Source organism: Pseudomonas sp. FA-1, assembly GCF_056856075.1.
Genome location: NZ_JBWXTH010000071.1, coordinates 1 through 244 on the forward strand (window position 1 = coordinate 1; position 244 = coordinate 244).

2 tRNA genes are annotated in these 244 nt (G+C 59.4%); both read right to left on the reverse strand.

The features are described 5' to 3' along the window. Positions 1-76 (reverse strand) — tRNA-Glu (locus AC1MHZ_RS23505). Between the two features lie 91 nt (positions 77-167). Beyond that, positions 168-243: transfer RNA gene (locus AC1MHZ_RS23510), tRNA-Gly, on the reverse strand. Position 244 lies beyond the last annotated feature (1 nt).

Below are 244 nucleotides of genomic sequence, written 5' to 3' on the forward strand. Positions count from 1 at the left end.
TGGCGTCCCCTAGGGGACTCGAACCCCTGTTACCGCCGTGAAAGGGCGGTGTCCTAGGCCACTAGACGAAGGGGACATACCCAACGCTTTTCAGCGCACCCGATCATGAACCTTGCGATTCAGCCTGGATTTCTTTCCCGCCCTGCCAAAGGCAGTGCCGGAGAAACTGGAGCGGGAAACGAGACTCGAACTCGCGACCCCGACCTTGGCAAGGTCGTGCTCTACCAACTGAGCTATTCCCGCA